This window comes from Alkanindiges illinoisensis (assembly GCF_004377485.1).
Classification (GTDB): domain Bacteria; phylum Pseudomonadota; class Gammaproteobacteria; order Pseudomonadales; family Moraxellaceae; genus Alkanindiges; species Alkanindiges illinoisensis_A.
Genome location: NZ_SNTY01000003.1, coordinates 20497 through 36465 on the forward strand (window position 1 = coordinate 20497; position 15969 = coordinate 36465).

General features: G+C 44.8%; 17 protein-coding genes, 2 tRNA genes and 1 pseudogene. 11 read left to right on the top strand and 9 right to left on the bottom strand.

What is annotated here, in order from left to right; all coding sequences use genetic code 11:
- The first annotated feature begins 43 nt into the window (after positions 1–43).
- A complete protein-coding gene (locus E2B99_RS00080; RefSeq protein WP_134242981.1) occupies positions 44–1030 on the top strand; it encodes a chemotaxis protein CheB in 987 nt (328 codons plus the stop codon).
- Positions 1023–1463, top strand: coding sequence for a chemotaxis protein CheW (locus tag E2B99_RS00085; protein WP_134242982.1), 441 nt, complete (start codon positions 1023–1025; stop codon positions 1461–1463). The genes E2B99_RS00080 and E2B99_RS00085 overlap by 8 nt, the downstream gene beginning before the upstream one ends.
- An 87-nt stretch (positions 1464–1550) precedes the next feature.
- On the opposite strand, the gene dapE is transcribed toward E2B99_RS00085, so the two are convergent.
- From dapE to E2B99_RS00110, 5 genes are all read right to left on the bottom strand, one after another.
- Positions 1551–2714 (bottom strand): succinyl-diaminopimelate desuccinylase, encoded by a 1164-nt coding sequence (dapE, locus tag E2B99_RS00090; RefSeq protein WP_134242983.1) that lies wholly within the window; start codon positions 2712–2714, stop codon positions 1551–1553.
- A gap of 196 nt (positions 2715–2910) precedes the next feature.
- Positions 2911–3048, bottom strand: a complete 138-nt coding sequence (locus E2B99_RS00095) for an entericidin A/B family lipoprotein (protein WP_134242984.1) — start codon at positions 3046–3048, stop codon at positions 2911–2913.
- Between the two features lie 41 nt (positions 3049–3089).
- Positions 3090–4073 (bottom strand): DUF1853 family protein, encoded by a 984-nt coding sequence (locus tag E2B99_RS00100; protein WP_134242985.1) that lies wholly within the window; start codon positions 4071–4073, stop codon positions 3090–3092.
- Between the two features lie 149 nt (positions 4074–4222).
- Positions 4223–4309, bottom strand: a tRNA-Leu gene (locus E2B99_RS00105).
- Positions 4310–4342: 33 nt separating this feature from the next.
- Positions 4343–4416, bottom strand: a tRNA-Cys gene (locus tag E2B99_RS00110).
- Positions 4417–4627: 211 nt separating this feature from the next.
- Here E2B99_RS00110 and folD point away from each other — a divergent pair.
- From folD to E2B99_RS00125, 3 genes are all read left to right on the top strand, one after another.
- Positions 4628–5476, top strand: coding sequence for a bifunctional methylenetetrahydrofolate dehydrogenase/methenyltetrahydrofolate cyclohydrolase FolD (folD, locus tag E2B99_RS00115; RefSeq protein WP_134242986.1), 849 nt, complete (start codon positions 4628–4630; stop codon positions 5474–5476).
- A complete protein-coding gene (locus E2B99_RS00120; RefSeq protein WP_134242987.1) occupies positions 5477–6169 on the top strand; it encodes a class I SAM-dependent methyltransferase in 693 nt (230 codons plus the stop codon). It begins immediately after the preceding gene.
- Positions 6170–6373: 204 nt separating this feature from the next.
- Positions 6374–7039: a DUF4328 domain-containing protein gene (locus E2B99_RS00125; protein WP_134242988.1), complete on the top strand. Its 666-nt coding sequence runs from the start codon at positions 6374–6376 to the stop codon at positions 7037–7039.
- Between the two features lie 124 nt (positions 7040–7163).
- Here E2B99_RS00125 and E2B99_RS00130 read toward each other — a convergent pair whose 3' ends face one another.
- Together E2B99_RS00130 and E2B99_RS00135 are read right to left on the bottom strand one after the other, a co-directional pair.
- A complete protein-coding gene (locus E2B99_RS00130; RefSeq protein ID WP_134242989.1) occupies positions 7164–7676 on the bottom strand; it encodes a hypothetical protein in 513 nt (170 codons plus the stop codon).
- Positions 7677–7897: 221 nt separating this feature from the next.
- Positions 7898–9730, bottom strand: coding sequence for a phosphoenolpyruvate carboxykinase (GTP) (locus E2B99_RS00135; protein WP_134242990.1), 1833 nt, complete (start codon positions 9728–9730; stop codon positions 7898–7900).
- 417 nt (positions 9731–10147) lie between these two features.
- Between E2B99_RS00135 and E2B99_RS00140 the strand changes: the two genes are divergently transcribed.
- The 3 genes from E2B99_RS00140 (at position 10148) to E2B99_RS00150 (ending at position 11927) form a co-directional block, all read left to right on the top strand.
- Positions 10148–10930, top strand: a complete 783-nt coding sequence (locus E2B99_RS00140; RefSeq protein ID WP_134242991.1) for a 3-hydroxyacyl-CoA dehydrogenase — start codon at positions 10148–10150, stop codon at positions 10928–10930.
- Positions 10931–11003: 73 nt separating this feature from the next.
- The gene (locus tag E2B99_RS00145) at positions 11004–11399 is read left to right on the top strand and encodes a DUF6896 domain-containing protein (RefSeq protein WP_134242992.1); all 396 of its coding nucleotides are present in this window, start codon (positions 11004–11006) and stop codon (positions 11397–11399) included.
- 48 nt (positions 11400–11447) lie between these two features.
- On the top strand, positions 11448–11927 hold the full coding sequence (locus E2B99_RS00150) for a YaiI/YqxD family protein (RefSeq protein ID WP_134242993.1): 480 nt from the start codon (positions 11448–11450) through the stop codon (positions 11925–11927).
- Positions 11928–11956: 29 nt separating this feature from the next.
- On the opposite strand, the gene E2B99_RS00155 is transcribed toward E2B99_RS00150, so the two are convergent.
- Positions 11957–12490, bottom strand: coding sequence for a DUF3828 domain-containing protein (locus E2B99_RS00155; RefSeq protein ID WP_134242994.1), 534 nt, complete (start codon positions 12488–12490; stop codon positions 11957–11959).
- A 109-nt stretch (positions 12491–12599) separates the two neighbouring features.
- Between E2B99_RS00155 and E2B99_RS00160 the strand changes: the two genes are divergently transcribed.
- From E2B99_RS00160 to E2B99_RS00170, 3 genes are all read left to right on the top strand, one after another.
- A complete protein-coding gene (locus E2B99_RS00160) occupies positions 12600–12803 on the top strand; it encodes an amino acid transport protein (RefSeq protein ID WP_134242995.1) in 204 nt (67 codons plus the stop codon).
- A 153-nt stretch (positions 12804–12956) separates the two neighbouring features.
- A complete protein-coding gene (locus E2B99_RS00165) occupies positions 12957–13583 on the top strand; it encodes a uracil-DNA glycosylase family protein (RefSeq protein WP_205669610.1) in 627 nt (208 codons plus the stop codon).
- Positions 13584–14000: 417 nt separating this feature from the next.
- Positions 14001–15047, top strand: a complete 1047-nt coding sequence (locus E2B99_RS00170; protein ID WP_240687670.1) for a DMT family transporter — start codon at positions 14001–14003, stop codon at positions 15045–15047.
- Positions 15048–15405: 358 nt separating this feature from the next.
- Here E2B99_RS00170 and E2B99_RS15050 read toward each other — a convergent pair.
- A pseudogene (locus tag E2B99_RS15050) lies at positions 15406–15624 on the bottom strand (hypothetical protein); the annotation flags it as partial.
- Positions 15625–15969 lie beyond the last annotated feature (345 nt).

A 15969-nucleotide genomic window follows, 5' to 3' on the forward strand; every position in this document is an offset into this window, starting at 1 on the left:
AAGCAGTACTTTGATATGGCATTAACGCTGTAGTAGTGGTGAGATGATTCCAAAGTTAATCATCGTTGCAGATGACGCACGGCAACGCCACGCCCTGACTGATGTTAGTCAGGCGTGTGGCTTTGAAATCATGCATTGTCTGGCCTCGCGCCAGTTTGACGCCACAATTGCTCAGCAACAACCGGACTTGTGGATCATTGATGTTGAAAATGAAGGTGATTTGCTGGAACTCATAGGCTTTGACCAGCCCATGCTGATGGGAATGACAGCAGCACCAGCCTTTACCGAGCAAATACTGTATAAACGCTGGAAACAAGCAATTAGTCGCAAGCTGCTGACCTTACTAAGTGATAAGGTGCCTATTTTAAACAATGCAGTTGCCTTGAACGCTGCATTGGCGGGTAATGCCAAACAGATCCTAAGTGCCAGATTATTGCCAGCAGCATGGCGGGTGGTTTTACTGGCTGCCTCAATGGGCGGACTGGAAGCGGTAAAGGCATTTCTGGATAAAGTCTCGCCTGATTTGCCCGTGATTTTTTTGCTGGTACAGCACATTGATCCGTATATGCAATCACAGCTTCCCCGCATTTTAAGCCGCCACAATCAGTGGACATTTGAAATTCTGAATCGCGCTGAAATGCCACTGGATATGGGAAAGGTTTATATTGTTCCTGCCCAGCACCAGATTAACTTTGACCGGCAGGGGCGGGTGGTAATGCAAACTGATAGTTGGCCTGGTGCTTATCAGCCTTCTATTACCACCATGATGCATCGTGCCAGTACCGTATTTAGAAATCAGTTACTGACGATTGTTTTTAGTGGCATGGGTGATGACGGCAGTCATTCAGCGGCTTATCAGGTTAATTGCGGGGGCAAAATCTGGGCACAAACCTCGGAAAGCTGTGCCTCAGCCAGCCAGCCGGACCAGATGCGTGCCACAGGGCAAGTCTGTTTTAATGAAACACCGGAAGGGCTGGCACAACAGCTTGCCTTGGAATATAGACAAAGTAGGGAGAACAGTAATGAGTAATAATCACGATGCCAGCTACACGATGAGTCTGCTCACTACCACAACAGGCTTTGTTGATGTCTATGTGATCGATGCAGACCAGCAATTGCCCTGGCTAATTCCACAAAATCTGGTATTGGCAGCCTTAAGTGCAGAATCCGGTATTCAGGAAATTGAGTGGCGTGACAACAACCTGCCTGTATTAAATCTGGTAAGTGCCCAGATTGCCAAGCCAGTGGCGCTGGTGATTGAAAGCTTAAACGGCCAGCGCTTTGCCCTGCTAACTGAAAAAATGCCGGATTCCCAGCGCGTCCGTATTTCAAGCTTGCATGATGAGGACCAGCAACCTGCTAACGATCCTTTCGTGTTTCAGGTGGTTAAAATGCAGGAGCAATCCTATCAGGTACCGGATTTTGAAAAAATCAACCAGCATTTGGCCTCACTGGCTTCTTAGGTTTTAATGCTGCTTTAAAGTAATAAAATAAAAAATAGCCAGCTGATGTGAGCTGGCTATAATCAAACAACAATTATTTAATAAAGCTTAAGCCAATAATTTAGTTAAAATTTGCTGATAAATGTCGCTTAAAGGTTCAAGATCATTAACATCAACGTGTTCATTAATCTGGTGAATCGTTGCATTTAATACCCCAAGTTCCAGTACCTGCGCGCCAGTTGGTGCAATAAAGCGGCCATCAGACGTGCCGCCACTGGTGGATAGCGTGGTTTCAATGCCTTGGACCTCACGAATGGCCTGTTGTGCTGCAGCCACCAGTTCTCCTTCAGGCGTTAAAAAAGGCTGACCAGACAATGTCCATTTCAGCTCATATTTTAAGCCTTGGCTATCTAAAATATCATGCACACGCTGCTTTAATTGTTCAGCGGTCACTTCGGTTGAAAACCTGAAATTGAATACCACTTCCAGCTCACCCGGAATCACATTATTGGCACCGGTTCCAGCCTGAATATTGGATATCTGAAAACTCGTGGCTGGAAAAAAATCATTGCCCTGATCCCAGACTTCACTGGCTAGAGCTGCTAATGCTGGTGCAGCCCGGTGGATGGGATTATCGGCCAGATGCGGGTAGGCAACATGCCCTTGTTTACCCAGAACGGTCAAGATTCCATTGAGTGAGCCACGGCGGCCATTTTTAACAATATCGCCCAGCTTGCTGGTACTCGATGGTTCGCCCACCAGACACCATTTAATTTTTTCCTGACGTGCCTCTAAAGCCTCAACTACTTTAACCGTGCCATTAATGGAAGGGCCTTCTTCATCAGAGGTAATTAAAAAGGCAATTGAACCTTGATGGTTAGGATGCTGGGCGACAAAACGTTCACAGGACACCACCATTGCAGCAAGTGCGGTTTTCATATCGGCACTGCCGCGGCCATAGAGCTTGCCATCACGGATTTCCGGCTGGAATGGATCACATGACCATTTTGCAAGATCACCAGTAGGTACCACATCAGTATGGCCGGCAAAGCAAAACAATGGGCCAGTGGTACCACGGCGTGCCCACAGGTTATCCACATCACCAAAGCGCATGAGTTCAATCTTAAAACCAATTTTAGCCAGTCGCTCGGCCATAATGGTTTGGCAATTGGCATCATCAGGGGTGACAGAAGGGCAGCGTAACAGTTGCAGGCTAAGGTCAAGGGTATCGCTGTTAGCAAGATCAGCGTGAAGCAAATCAGTAGTGGCCATGAATTAATCAAATTTGAGTTAAACCGTTGCGGTATCATAACATTGATTAATTTAATGCAGTATTGAAGACTAAACGTGGCTAATAAAAAGCTGCTTGTGTCAAAGCATTGTGATTAACAAAAATTTCAGTTACTAACAAAAAGCCCATTATCAGATTGACAATGGGCTGGTCATTTAAGCTGAATACAAACTTAAATTACATTTTGTGCTGGGTATGATCAGCAGTATCAGTTACTTTGTCGCCTGCTTTTGAAACGTCCTGGCCAAAACCTTTCACGGTATTACAGCCAGTCAGAACAACACCTACCAGCGCAAGAGCAGCGATTAATTTCATGTTTCTCTCCAGAAAGTACAATATAGTTTGTAGTTCTAAACTTATATGATTGATATCTGATTGAAAATATCTGCTACGTTAGGGTTAGGTTTCAAAGTGTTATGATTATTGAGGTATTTATGGCTTTTGTCAGTAATCCGTAACATGAAATACAAAACTACTTTATTTTCAGCATTTAACAGCAAATAAAGGCCATTACGCCAATAGACAGGATAGTGAATTGATTTGGCATTCTGCGGCATTTCACTGGAAGAAAAATGCGTATTTTCTACCATCCATTCCTGCCGGCTGGCATAACGCCATTTAAACCCTGCAGGCGCAGGTGGAATGGTATAGCCCCAAAATCCGCTTAAATGCTGAGGTGTTGACCATTCAGGACAATGTACAGTAGTGCCAGCTGGATAAAATAAACGGCCTTTAACAATGGCACGGCGCCAGTTGATGGTGTGATCATTGGTATGGCTGACATTAAACTGCTGCTGGCACAAGTGTTTAAGTTTTCGATCCAGACTGTCGCGTCGATTAGGCCCTAACCAGTGTTCAGCTTGTAAACTATCTTCACCCAGATAGAACTTGATGGCAACTTCCCAGTGTTCAATTTTTTGCGTGTCCTGATTTAAGATTAAAAAATCTATTTCACCGAGGGTACGCTGTCCTTCCATACGTTTGATCCCTTGCCCTAACAAGGTGAAAGGATGATAGGCACTATCCTGCAGCCAGAATGCCAGTAAATGTTCAAACCGGATGCCCAGCCGTGTATTGCGCAAGGTGAGCATATGCTGTTCAAGAGCCAACGGATGAGCATCCAGTTGCTGCAAGCGCGGCAAATAATTGACAAAGTGCTGTTGCCAAAAGCTGTCTTCTGGCAACTCAATATCTTGCGCCGGCGTTAAATGATTTGTCGTGAATGCCAGCGATTCAGGCCAGTGCGCGAGCAAGGGTGGACTTGCAATACTAAAGGCCAGTTCACGTACTATCGGATGTTTGAATAATAACCAGGGCTGATCAGTATCAAAAAAATTCATTATTTTTTGAAAAATTTAAGAGAACGGCAGAATAGCAGTAAATTTTCAGGAGTTGAAACAGGCAAGGGAAAAATAAGCCCATAAATAAAAAAACCACCAAACCCGGCAATAGCAAGGTGGCGGTTTTAGCAACAAATTCTGTATTTAAATGGTGCCCCGAGCCAGAATCGAACTGGCACGCCCGTTAAGGCGAGGGATTTTAAATCCCTTGTGTCTACCGATTTCACCATCGGGGCCAAGTTAATAACAACAGGTTTCTAAAAAGAAACTGGAGGCGCGATCCGGAGTCGAACCGGACTAATCGGATTTGCAATCCGGTGCATAACCGCTTTGCTATCGCGCCAACTGATTGCATGACTGGCATGGTTGCCTGTCTTGCCAGCGAAAAAGCATTGCTTTATGACCGCTGTTCAGGCCGACAATATTATCAGCCTGAAAAAAAAATACAAGCAAATCAGGCTGACATTATGGCTAAAAAGACAGCATTCACGTCAAAACTTATGCCTGCATTTAAGGTATCATGCGCATAGTCATAAAATTGCGGAGAAATGATTGTGGCAAACTTGCTGGATGGTCGTGCATTAGCTGCAAAAATTGAACAGGATTTAAGCCAGCGTGTGGCAGCCTTAAAAGAAAAAACCGGACGTACGCCAATCTTGGCCACGATTCTGGTCGGTGATGATGGCGCATCGGCAACTTATGTACGCATGAAAGGCAATGCCTGCCGCCGTGTGGGTATGGATTCGCTCAAGATTGAACTGCCGCAATCCACCACCACAGAGCAATTACTGGCTGAAATTGAAAAGCTGAATGCCAATCCTGATGTACATGGCATTTTGCTGCAACATCCGGTGCCTGAGCAAATTGACGAGCGCGCCTGCTTTGATGCCATTAACCTGAATAAAGATGTTGATGGCGTCACTTGTCTGGGTTTTGGCCGGATGAGTATGGGTGAGCCAGCCTATGGTTCTGCAACACCACAAGGCATTATGACCATTTTAAAAGAATATGGCATTGAGATAGGAGGCAAGCATGCGGTAGTCGTTGGCCGGAGCGCCATTCTGGGCAAGCCAATGGCCATGATGTTACTGGCTGCCAATGCCACCGTAACGATTTGTCATTCCCGTACCCAGAATCTGGCTGAGCTGGTGAAGCAGGCGGATATTGTGGTCGGTGCAGTAGGTAAGGCAGAGCTGATTAAAAAAGACTGGATCAAGCCAGGCGCTGTGGTGGTTGATGCCGGTTTTCATCCACGCGAGGGTGGCGGGGTAGGTGATATTGAACTAGTTGGCATTGAAGCTATTGCCAGCAGTTATACGCCTGTGCCGGGTGGGGTAGGGCCAATGACCATTACCACGCTTATCCGCCAGACTGTCGAAGCGGCTGAAAAGGCGCTGGGTTAAATGCAGGAATTGTACAGTACAGGAGCGCAGCAAGCGTCAGTATTAGCGCCTGAAGTGTTGTTACAGGCGCTACATCAGGTGATTCCAGCCACGAGTTTAACTTGCCAGCGTTTACCCGGCACACCCATTGATTTGTGGTTAATCCCACCGGATTTGCCCACAGAGCGCATGGATGATGACGTGGTACGGCGCATCTGGAATGACACGCCATACTGGATTTTCTGCTGGGCTTCGGGGCTTGCAATGGCCCAGTGGCTTTTGGCAGAACCGCATCATGTAAAAGATAAAGTGGTTCTGGATTTTGGTGCAGGTTCTGGTGTAGTAGCCATTGCCGCAAAAATGGCAGGTGCCAAACGGGTGATTGGCTGTGATATTGACCAGATTAGCCTGATTGCCTGCCGGGAAAATGCCTTGCTGAATCAGGTTGAGCTAGAATATCTGGATGATCTGTATGCCTATACTGAACAGGCTGATGTGCTGTTAGCTGCTGATGTGCTCTACGATCAGAGCAACCGGTTTTTTCTGGATGAATTTTTGAAATTTGGCAAACAGGTCTGGGTGGCGGATTCGCGGGTAAAGAATTTTTCACACACGGCTTATGAAAAAGTGGATGAACGTAGCGCGACTACCTGGCCTGATCTGGATGAAGCGAAAGAATTCAGGAATGTAAGTTTTTACCGTACTATCAAGTGACTATAAATTCTGTGGTTAAGGATTAAGAAAATTTAATGCCGCGCGCATTTTATCGGCAAAAGATGGCATTTCAGGGTTAAATTTGGCTATATTAGCAGTCGGTTGAACCTTGAAGGGCTTTTTATAGGGCGCTTACGGTTCCCATTCAAAATTAAAATCAGTCACTTATCCAGTGAACACCTAAAATATTAAAGGCATATTACTGTGAAGTATTATCGTTATACCGATTTAGTCTGGTTAAATCGTTGCTTATATACTCTGCTTTTTCCTCCTGCCATATTGACCATCATTGGCTTGCTGCATGGTTTATACAGCTTGCAGCGCTTGCGTGGGCAGTCATCGCTGGCCGCACTAGACAGCTTGAATCCTGACCTATCACACATGCTCATGCTGGACGGCGTTTTGCGGGTTTCCCAGATTAGTCTAACCATCCTTATGCTGACTTTCTTTGCCTTCTGCTGGTTATATTATGCCAAGCGCAACCTTATTGCGCTGTTTCAGCAGGTGGAGCACTGTTTGATCAATAACCTCAAGCAATTTGCCAACCTGTTTATCAGCATTTTCTTTTCCTTGCGCATGATGCGGGAATTATGGCGCACCAGTATTCCCAAAAACCATCGTCATGGTATTCAGCACTGGCTGGTTCCGGTATGGTGGGTGATTCTGATTGCAGCCAATACCTGTAAAATCGTGGCAGTGGTGCTACTGGCCAAGGCTTCCACAGTAGGGGACTGGTTTAATGGCTATGAGTGGATGCTGGCCGCTTACTGTTTTTATTTTCCCTTGTATATTTTGACCTGGCGACTGGCAAACCAGTTAGCCCGTTACCAGAAAATCCAGTGGCAACAGCTGATGATCCAGAGTGCTTAAGTAAAAAATAACTGCTTAAGCAATATCGCATCTTTCACTGCTTTTAACGGGTTGATTAAAGTCTTAATAAGTTAATTAAAAAGCCTGATGCTAAAAGTATCGGGCTTTTTATTCTTTGCATTTTTTAACGTAAACAGGCAGCCGTAACCTGCTTTAAAGTATTGGGGCTGGCATTTAGCATGTCCATCCCTGCGGTATTACTGCTATTTGATAGCTTGGGCGTGGCAGACAAGCCAAATGAAGTGCGCTCACTATTACCTAGCGGCACAGTGCTATTATTACCGTTATTGTTAAAGCTTTCCTGCTGGTCAAGATTGGCAAATTCTTTTTGATCCAGAATATTAATGTTAATGGGTGTGTTCGGGGCTAATCCCAGTTCTTTGGCACAAGCTTTTTGCAGCTTCTGGCTGATTATCTGGTCAGTAGTTTTGCTATCTAGTGTATAGCTGATAATCACCTGATCCGGGTTACTGGGTTCACGCTGATAACCGGTTTTTCCATTATAAGGCTGAATGCTTTGGCAGGCCGTAAGTCCCATAGCCGCCATCATTAAACCCAAAAGCGTAGCTTGTGACCATGCGATTTGTTTTAGCCTTGTTTTAGCAATCCCAGAGTTGTTTTCGTCATTTTTTATCATGAGAGTTATCCTTTAATTGAGGGGTAGGCAAAGCGTCCAGAAATTATTGCACAGGATTGAAAAATAAAATTTCCTGAATTGTGCAAATGATGTCATTAAAAGCTGGCTTTACTAAAAATCAATTATTCCTAAAAATTGGATAATCTTAAAAAAAGCAAAGCTGAACAAATAGCAGGCATAAAAAAGAGCCGCCAAAGCGACTCTTTTAAAGTGACCTGGAATTAGGCTACTTTTTCAACATTAATAGCTTGAACCAACTGTTCACGACGCGCTTTCAACGCTTCTGGCACATGGTTGCCGATTTTATCAAACAGTTCAGCATGGCTTTCCAGCTCTGTATTCCACTGTTCTGCACTTTGTGAGGTTACTTGTGCAAATTGTTCAGCAGTGAAGTCAGAACCTGTCCAGTTCAGTTGTTCATAGCTTGGTACATAGCCAATTGGGGTTTCAGTGGCTTCAGCACGGCCTTCGCAGCGGTCAATGATCCACTCCAGAACGCGCATGTTCTGACCAAAACCTGGCCAGATAAAGTCGCCATTTTCATCACGACGGAACCAGTTTACGTTAAAAATCTTGGGCAGCTTGGCACCGGATTTTTCCAGTTTTTCGCCCAGATTGAGCCAGTGCTGGAAGTAGTCACCCATGTTGTAGCCCGCAAATGGCAGCATGGCAAACGGATCACGACGCACGATCCCTTGCTGGCCAACAGCAGCAGCAGTGGTTTCAGAGCCCATGGTCGCAGCTTTATACACGCCATCTACCCAGTCAAATGCTTCTACCACTAAAGGCACAGTGTCAGCACGGCGGCCACCAAAGATAAAGGCAGAAATTGGCACACCGGCTGGGTTTTCCCAGTCCGCGTCAATGGATGGACACTGGCTGGCAGAAACGGTAAAGCGAGCATTAGGATGTGCAGCCTTGCTACCAGATTCAGGTGTCCACGGCTTGCCAGTCCAGTCAGTTAAGCCTGCTGGTGCTTCTTTGCTTAAACCTTCCCACCACACTTCGCCATCTTCAGTCACCGCAACGTTGGTATAAATCACGTTCTGGTTCAGGGTAGCCATACAGTTTGGGTTGGTTTTGGTGTTAGTACCTGGTGCAACGCCAAAGAAACCAGCTTCTGGGTTAATGGCATACAAACGGCCATCTTCACCCGGCTTGATCCAGGCAATATCGTCACCAACGGTTTCAACTTTCCAGCCTTCAAAGCCAGCTGGTGGAATCAGCATGGCAAAGTTAGTCTTGCCACAGGCTGATGGGAACGCAGCGGCCACGTAGTGTTTTTCACCTTGTGGACTGGTTAAGCCCAGAATCAGCATGTGTTCAGCCAGCCAGCCCTGATCGCGGCCCATGACTGAAGCAATGCGCAGCGCCAGACATTTTTTGCCCAGCAATGCATTACCACCATAACCTGAACCATAAGACCAGATTTCACGGGTTTCAGGGTAGTGAACAATGTATTTTGTGTCGTTACACGGCCAGGTGACATCTTGCTGGCCAGCTTCAAGTGGCGCACCCACTGAATGTACGCATGGGACAAACTCACCATCAGTACCCAGTACGTCATATACTTCTTTGCCCATACGCGCCATCATGCGCATGTTGACCACTACATAAGGAGAGTCAGACAGCTCAATCCCGATGTGTGCAATATGGCTGCCCAGTGGACCCATGGAGAAAGGAACCACATACATGGTACGGCCACGCATACAGCCTTCAAATAGACCATTTAAGGTTTGACGCATTTCAGCCGGATCAGTCCAGTGGTTGGTTGCACCGGCATCTTCCTGCTTTTCAGAGCAGATAAAGGTACGGTCTTCAACACGGGCAACGTCAGATGGGCTGGAATTGGCAAGATAGGAATTTGGATGTTTTTCTTGGTTTAGTTTGCGCATGGTGCCGTTTGCAACCATAAGGTCCAGCAGGCGTTGGTTTTCTTCTTCACTGCCGTCGCACCATTCAATGCGGTCAGGTTGCGTCAATGCTGCAATTTCTTCCACCCAAGCGATCAGTTTAGGGTGGCGAACGAATTCAGGTGCGTTCACTTTGGTCATGGTGAGGCCTATCTTTAATGTAGAAGCGCATATTCGGATCACGAATGACAGCGCCAGAAAAATTGTTGGCCTATTAAACCACAAAAGCAGTTTTTATTTAAGATACCTTTTTATAGCAATAAGTGACTTGCTATACTAAAAATATATTAAAAATCAAATGTTTAATTTGTAAATTAGGTAAAGTATTTAGGTAAAATATGATTATGTTATACTCATCATTTTAAATTATGATGTTAATAAATCATTGTTAAGATTGATTTTTATAAAATATTCACACTACGTAAAATTTTGTAGAGCCGATAAAGCGGAGTTTTTGGCCTAGGCTGTGGCAAATAATGCTAATAAATTTTGGATCAATCTCAGGTATGATTTTTCGGTTTTTAGATGAATCCCCTAAGTGGTAATAAGGAGCAGGTAATGCAATTACAGGATAAAGTGGCCATTGTTACTGGTGGTGCATCAGGTCTGGGTTTGGCAACGGTAGAAGCTTTTGTGGCCAAGGGTGCAAAGGTAGTGATTTTTGACCTGAACCAGCAGCAAGGCGATGAAGTGGCGAACCGTTTAAATACGGCACATGGCGATAATGTGCGTGCTTTAGCTGTTGACGTAACCGATGAAGTGGCTGTACATGCAGCAATTCAGCAGGTGGTGTCTCTGTTTGGTGGCTTACATATTTGTGTGAACTGCGCTGGTATAGGTTCGGCAACGCGCACCGTGGGTAAAAATGGGGCGCACCCCTTAAACACGTTTGCCAAGGTAATTCAGATTAACCTGATTGGCACTTTTAACGTCACCCGACTGGCGGCTGAAGCCATGCAGCATAATACAGCGGTTAATGAGGATGGCGAGCGTGGCGTGATTATCAATACGGCATCCGTGGCAGCTTTTGATGGCCAGATCGGTCAAGTGGCATATTCGGCGTCCAAAGGTGGTGTGGTAGGCATGACCTTACCGTTAGCGCGTGATCTGTCAGTGATTGGTGTACGTGTCAATTGTATTGCACCGGGAATTTTTAATACCCCGTTGATGAATAGCTCACCTGATTCGGTGAAAATACCATTAATTGAAATGACCCAGTTTCCCAAGCGTTTGGGACATCCGAGTGAATATGGCCAGTTTGCCGTGCACATCGTTGAAAACAGCTTTATGAATGGTGAAACGATTCGTCTAGATGGTGCAATCCGTATGGCGCCGCGCTGATTGAATGCTGTAGTCTTACTACTTTACTTATGAGTGGTAAGGCTACAATTGCTAACGTAGGATTACTAAGAAAATGGATGAGCATAAAAATCTTATTTCTCCTTTAATCTCATTATGGTATGCGCAAATAGCTTGGGCAAAAGAGCTATTGGTAAGATCATTTAATTTAAAAAAAGCAGAAGATATTCTTCAGTATCAGAATCGGGGAAATCATCAAATTCAGGGGACACTATGGTTTGTAAGAACTCATGGCATAGGAGTTGATATATATAAAACACCAGCAGTCGGTGGAATTGATTTTGACTTTGATCAGCCTGATCCAGATTTGTGGCGTCTAAAAATTTTTCTTGAAAGACAAATAAATGATGGAGTATTACTTTATTCTGATTATAGGGTGCTTATAGAAAATGAAGATTTATTGGATCAGGTAATAAAAGAAATATTAAACGAATTAGAATTACCAGACTGACCTTTGAGTTATGATAACTTTAATCATGATGAAAAAAATTAACTTTATATGACTGAATCACAAGCACCTGCCAGTTTTCACTTATGGATTGATGCCGATGCCATTCCTCGCATTTTGCGCGATATTATTTTTCGGGCTTCAGATCGTCACTTGCTGGGCGTTACGTTTGTTGCCAATCAGCCGCTAGGTATTAAGCCATCTATCCGGATTAAATCTATTCAGGTGACGCATGGAGCAGATAGTGCAGACCGTGAAATCGTTGAACGCATGCAAGCTGGTGATATTGTGGTGACGCAAGATATTCCACTGGCGGCCCAGGTGATTGAAAAGGGCGGAACCGCTATTCATCCTCGTGGTGATATTTACACGCCGGACAATGTACGCGCACGTTTGCATTTGCGTGACTATATGGAAGTACTGCGCGGCGCAGGCGTACAGACTGGTGGGCCACCACCCATTTCGGATAAGGAAAAAAAGGCCTTTGCTGATTCGCTGGAAAAAACTATTCAAAAGCAGAAGCGACAGTAAAGGTTCATTTCTGCTGAACTTTATGAGTTTTACTTCCGAGCGGATTTATAAAAATAGGCTTTAAGATCGCGTTGAAGATTGCCGGGTGACTGATTGATCGCAGCAGAAATAATATTGTTGATTTTCCACTCATGATAAATGTTTTGAAACTCAAAAGTGACTTGAGTTGGCACCTGCCAGTTTTCAAACTTTACGGTCAGATACCCGTTATTTTTATGAGTGATAAAATTTGAAATAGAGAGTTTTTTAATATCGTAGTCTTGTCCTGCAACAATATAGTCGTAATCCAGCGCACAGATTCCTTCTTTTTGCGTGCAAGCATTTTCCAGTTTTAATAATTTTTTTAGTTCAGGCGTTGCACGCTGGCTAATTACGTCGCTAAAGTTTTCAGGTTGATTATTAGCTTCTAAAGAGTTCTGTTCATTTAGATAAGCTTTGTAAAGCTGGCTTATCCAGATTCTTGGAGGACTTGTAGTGGGGTAAGAAGCAGAAGTCGCATAACTTACTGAAAAAAATGGAAATAAAATCAAGGCGGATAGCGTTAAAAAATTTAAAATTTTCATGGTGATGGCTCTAATTAAAACAATTGTATAATGTTCAGATATTCTAAACACAGGGTTTGCATCAGTAAACTCAAGTAAAAATATTATGTTGATGAATTAGGATAAAATTATGGGAACCAGTCAGCTACTTCTCGGCGTACTATTTAGCTCCATTGGACTGGGCTATTTTATCTATGGCAAAAAGCAAAAAACCATTGTGCCATTTTTATGTGGTTTGATTTTAATGATTTTTCCATATTTTATTGAAAATACTGGCTTGATTATTTTGATTGGGGCAGTCGTGTCTGCTATTCCTTATTTTGTCAGGTTATAAAAAGCCACACAGCATCTATCTACTGTAGGAAAGCAAATCGCTGCATTCACTCAGCGACAGCAAACCACTATAAAAATGAGCGTCATTGATCGTGTTGAGAAGTTAGTTTTAAATCCCCATTAATAGCTTATCCCAACCATACATGGATAAGCTTTGTCGCAGCATTCTGACCGTATTTCTACTACTGATCTTTCCACGATTGACAATCTGCTTCAAGACGTTCGCAGTTGTAATCGGTGCGCTGATGCCTTACCGCATGGCACGCGACCAATCTTGCAATTTAACCCGCAAGCAAAAATCCTGATTGCGTCACAGGCACCGGGCCGGAAAGCACATGATAGTGGTATTCCATTTAATGATGCCAGTGGCGACCGCTTGCGCCATTGGCTAGGAATCAGCCGTGAAACCTTTTACGATGCAAGCCAGGTGGCCATTGTGCCAATGGGATTTTGCTATCCGGGGAAGGGCAAGTCAGGGGATTTGCCACCACGTCTGGAATGTTCTAAAACATGGCATGAGCAGCTATTAAAAGCCCTGCCGAATATTGAGCTCACCATTTTAATTGGCCAGTATGCACAGGCTTATCACTTAAAGGCAGCCCATGATTCACTGACTAAAAATGTGATGAACTGGCGCGAGTTCTGGCCACATATCATTCCCTTGCCACACCCTAGTCCGCGTAATATTTTCTGGTTACGGCGCAATCACTGGTTTGAAGCAGAAGTTATTCCGGTATTGCAGCAGCGTGTGCAACAGGTGCTGCATGCAGATAGCCTTTAAAATTTTCAAGATTCCTGAAATGAATTTTAAACATAGAATTTGAGACACATTCAGTCCCTGCTGTTATTGGCGATTTTAAGGAATTTTAAGCCTTATAAGATTTTTTTAAGTTTATCTGGAAATGTCTTGTACCTGTCAAAATTTAAGCGCATGATCAGCGCATGAACTTAGTCAACGTGGTTTCCGTTGTGTCTCCCATCGTATCACCAAATGTGGTACGACCTGTGGCTGCGCGTATTTGGGCAGCAATTTTGGGAAAATACGAGCGGAAATAAGTTTAAAAATTTCGATTTATAGCCGCTCCTAGAGCGGCTTTTTTTATGGCTGAAATTTCTGGGGTGCTGATTTTTCAGTACCGCTAAGGGAAATGTTCGGCCAATCATCAAGGGTAGTGGCGTTTAAAACAGGAGAATCAATATGCATAGCGACAAAGTGAGTACTGAAAAACCACCGCAGATGTTGCGGTTACCTGCCGATGTGAGCACAACAATAACAGCGGCACAAAACAGTGCGAGCCGCTGGCAGGTGGGTAGCCGCTATATTTTACTGGTGCTGATCTGGTCAAGTACCCCACTGGCAGTGGTATGGAGTGTGCAGGCTTTGCATCCCATGTGGGCGTTGACCGCGCGCTTTATTCTGGCGGCTGCATTGGCCTATGCGATTTGCAGGGTGATCCGTTTGCCATTGCCACGGCATAAACTGGCTTTGCAAAGTTATCTGGCCGGGAGCCTGAGCCTGCTAGGAGCAATGTTGCTGACTTATCTGGCAGCGCCGTATCTGGCTTCGGGTTTAATTTCCCTGTTGTTTGGCTTTGCGCCACTGGTTGCCAGCCTCATATCGTTTGTGTGGACCAAGGATCAGCATTTATTTGGTGAGCAATGGCTGGGCATGCTGATTGCCGTACTTGGGCTGGGTCTTATTTGTTTAAGTGGCGAGAGGGCTTTTGTGCAGCCCATTGGCATTGGCCTGATTTTTTTAGCGGTATTGTGTTACGTCGGTTCGATGTTCTGGGTAAAAAGCATACAGGCCAATCTGCATCCATTGGTACAAACCACGGGTTCACTGGTCGTTTCAGCAATTGGTATTGTTTTGCTAATACCCTTGTTCTGGCAGCATTTGCCAACACACTTGCCATCTACATTAACCATGATGGCCATTTTATACAGCGTGGTGGTGGCGTCGGTTATTGCAATGCTGTGCTATTTTGATCTGGTACAACGGCTTAACCCGTCTACGGTGGCACTCACCACAGTGCTAACCCCGGTGCTGGCGCTGCTATGGGGCGTCTGGTTTAACCAAGAACATATTGCTGCAGGTGTTGTTCAGGGCGTAGTGGTGGTATTGCTGGGCTTGATTCTTTATTTTGTGCGCGAATGGATGGCAGGGTTTAAAGCAACCAGGCTAAAGCAGGGCCGTGCCCAGAAAAGTAGTCCAGCACTGGATAAGCCTTCAATTTCTGGATAACGCTTGAATCCGGGTTTGGATTCAATCTGGTTTAACGCTCAGGCGGTATTGCTGGGCGTTTTTTATTTTTTCTTAACCCGGCCTTACCATTATAAAAAATTTACATTTGCGCTTAAGCTTTTGATTTAAAGTGGCCTCTTTATGAATTTGGCCAAATTAATCTGGCAATAACCATTGGGTGATGCGGCAAGGTAGACATTAAAGCAGTGCTAATGCAGCACGTTTTGATGGGTATGGCAGGAAAGGTAAAAATGCATGATTACTGATTTTTCGGAAAAGAATAAATTAGTAATCATGCTTAAAAACAGGGGTAAATTGCAGGCAGCTTAACTGGAGCCTAGTGTTCAGTAGAAATTTATTAGTAATCATCCATGGTCCTGAACTGATCCAGTTCATTTTCTTCAGTCAGCTTTTGATTGATACTTTCAGCCAGCTTGGCGCGGTCATTAGGATGCAGGCTAATAAAATAAGCACCTGTTCTAAAACCTTCCAGATCTTCATCCTCGCTGTAAACCACCCGTGCTGTTGCTGCCAGATGAAAAGCATTTTCAGGATGGCTTAAGGTCAGGTGAACATGCGAACCGGGTGGAATGCGTTCCCGCGCATAAAATGAAAGCCCGCTTTCAGAAATGTTCACCCGCGATGGGCTTGGCAACATGGTTTCAACCATGGCGTCATATAAAGCACCGGTGATAAGATTCAGCTTTTGATTCATCAGTTGAACCACACGTGCAACCGTTGGGCTTTCCTGTTGTAGTGCGACTGCTAACTGGCTCTGGACACTGTCGATTTCATCAAGTTCTGCCAGCAGCAAAAAATAGCGCGGCAGTACAAAGCTGGGGTCGTAAGGGTCCTTCAGCGCATCAGTACGGGTAATCAGTTGATAGTTGGTACGTAAGGCAGCATTGATGCGTGACATAAG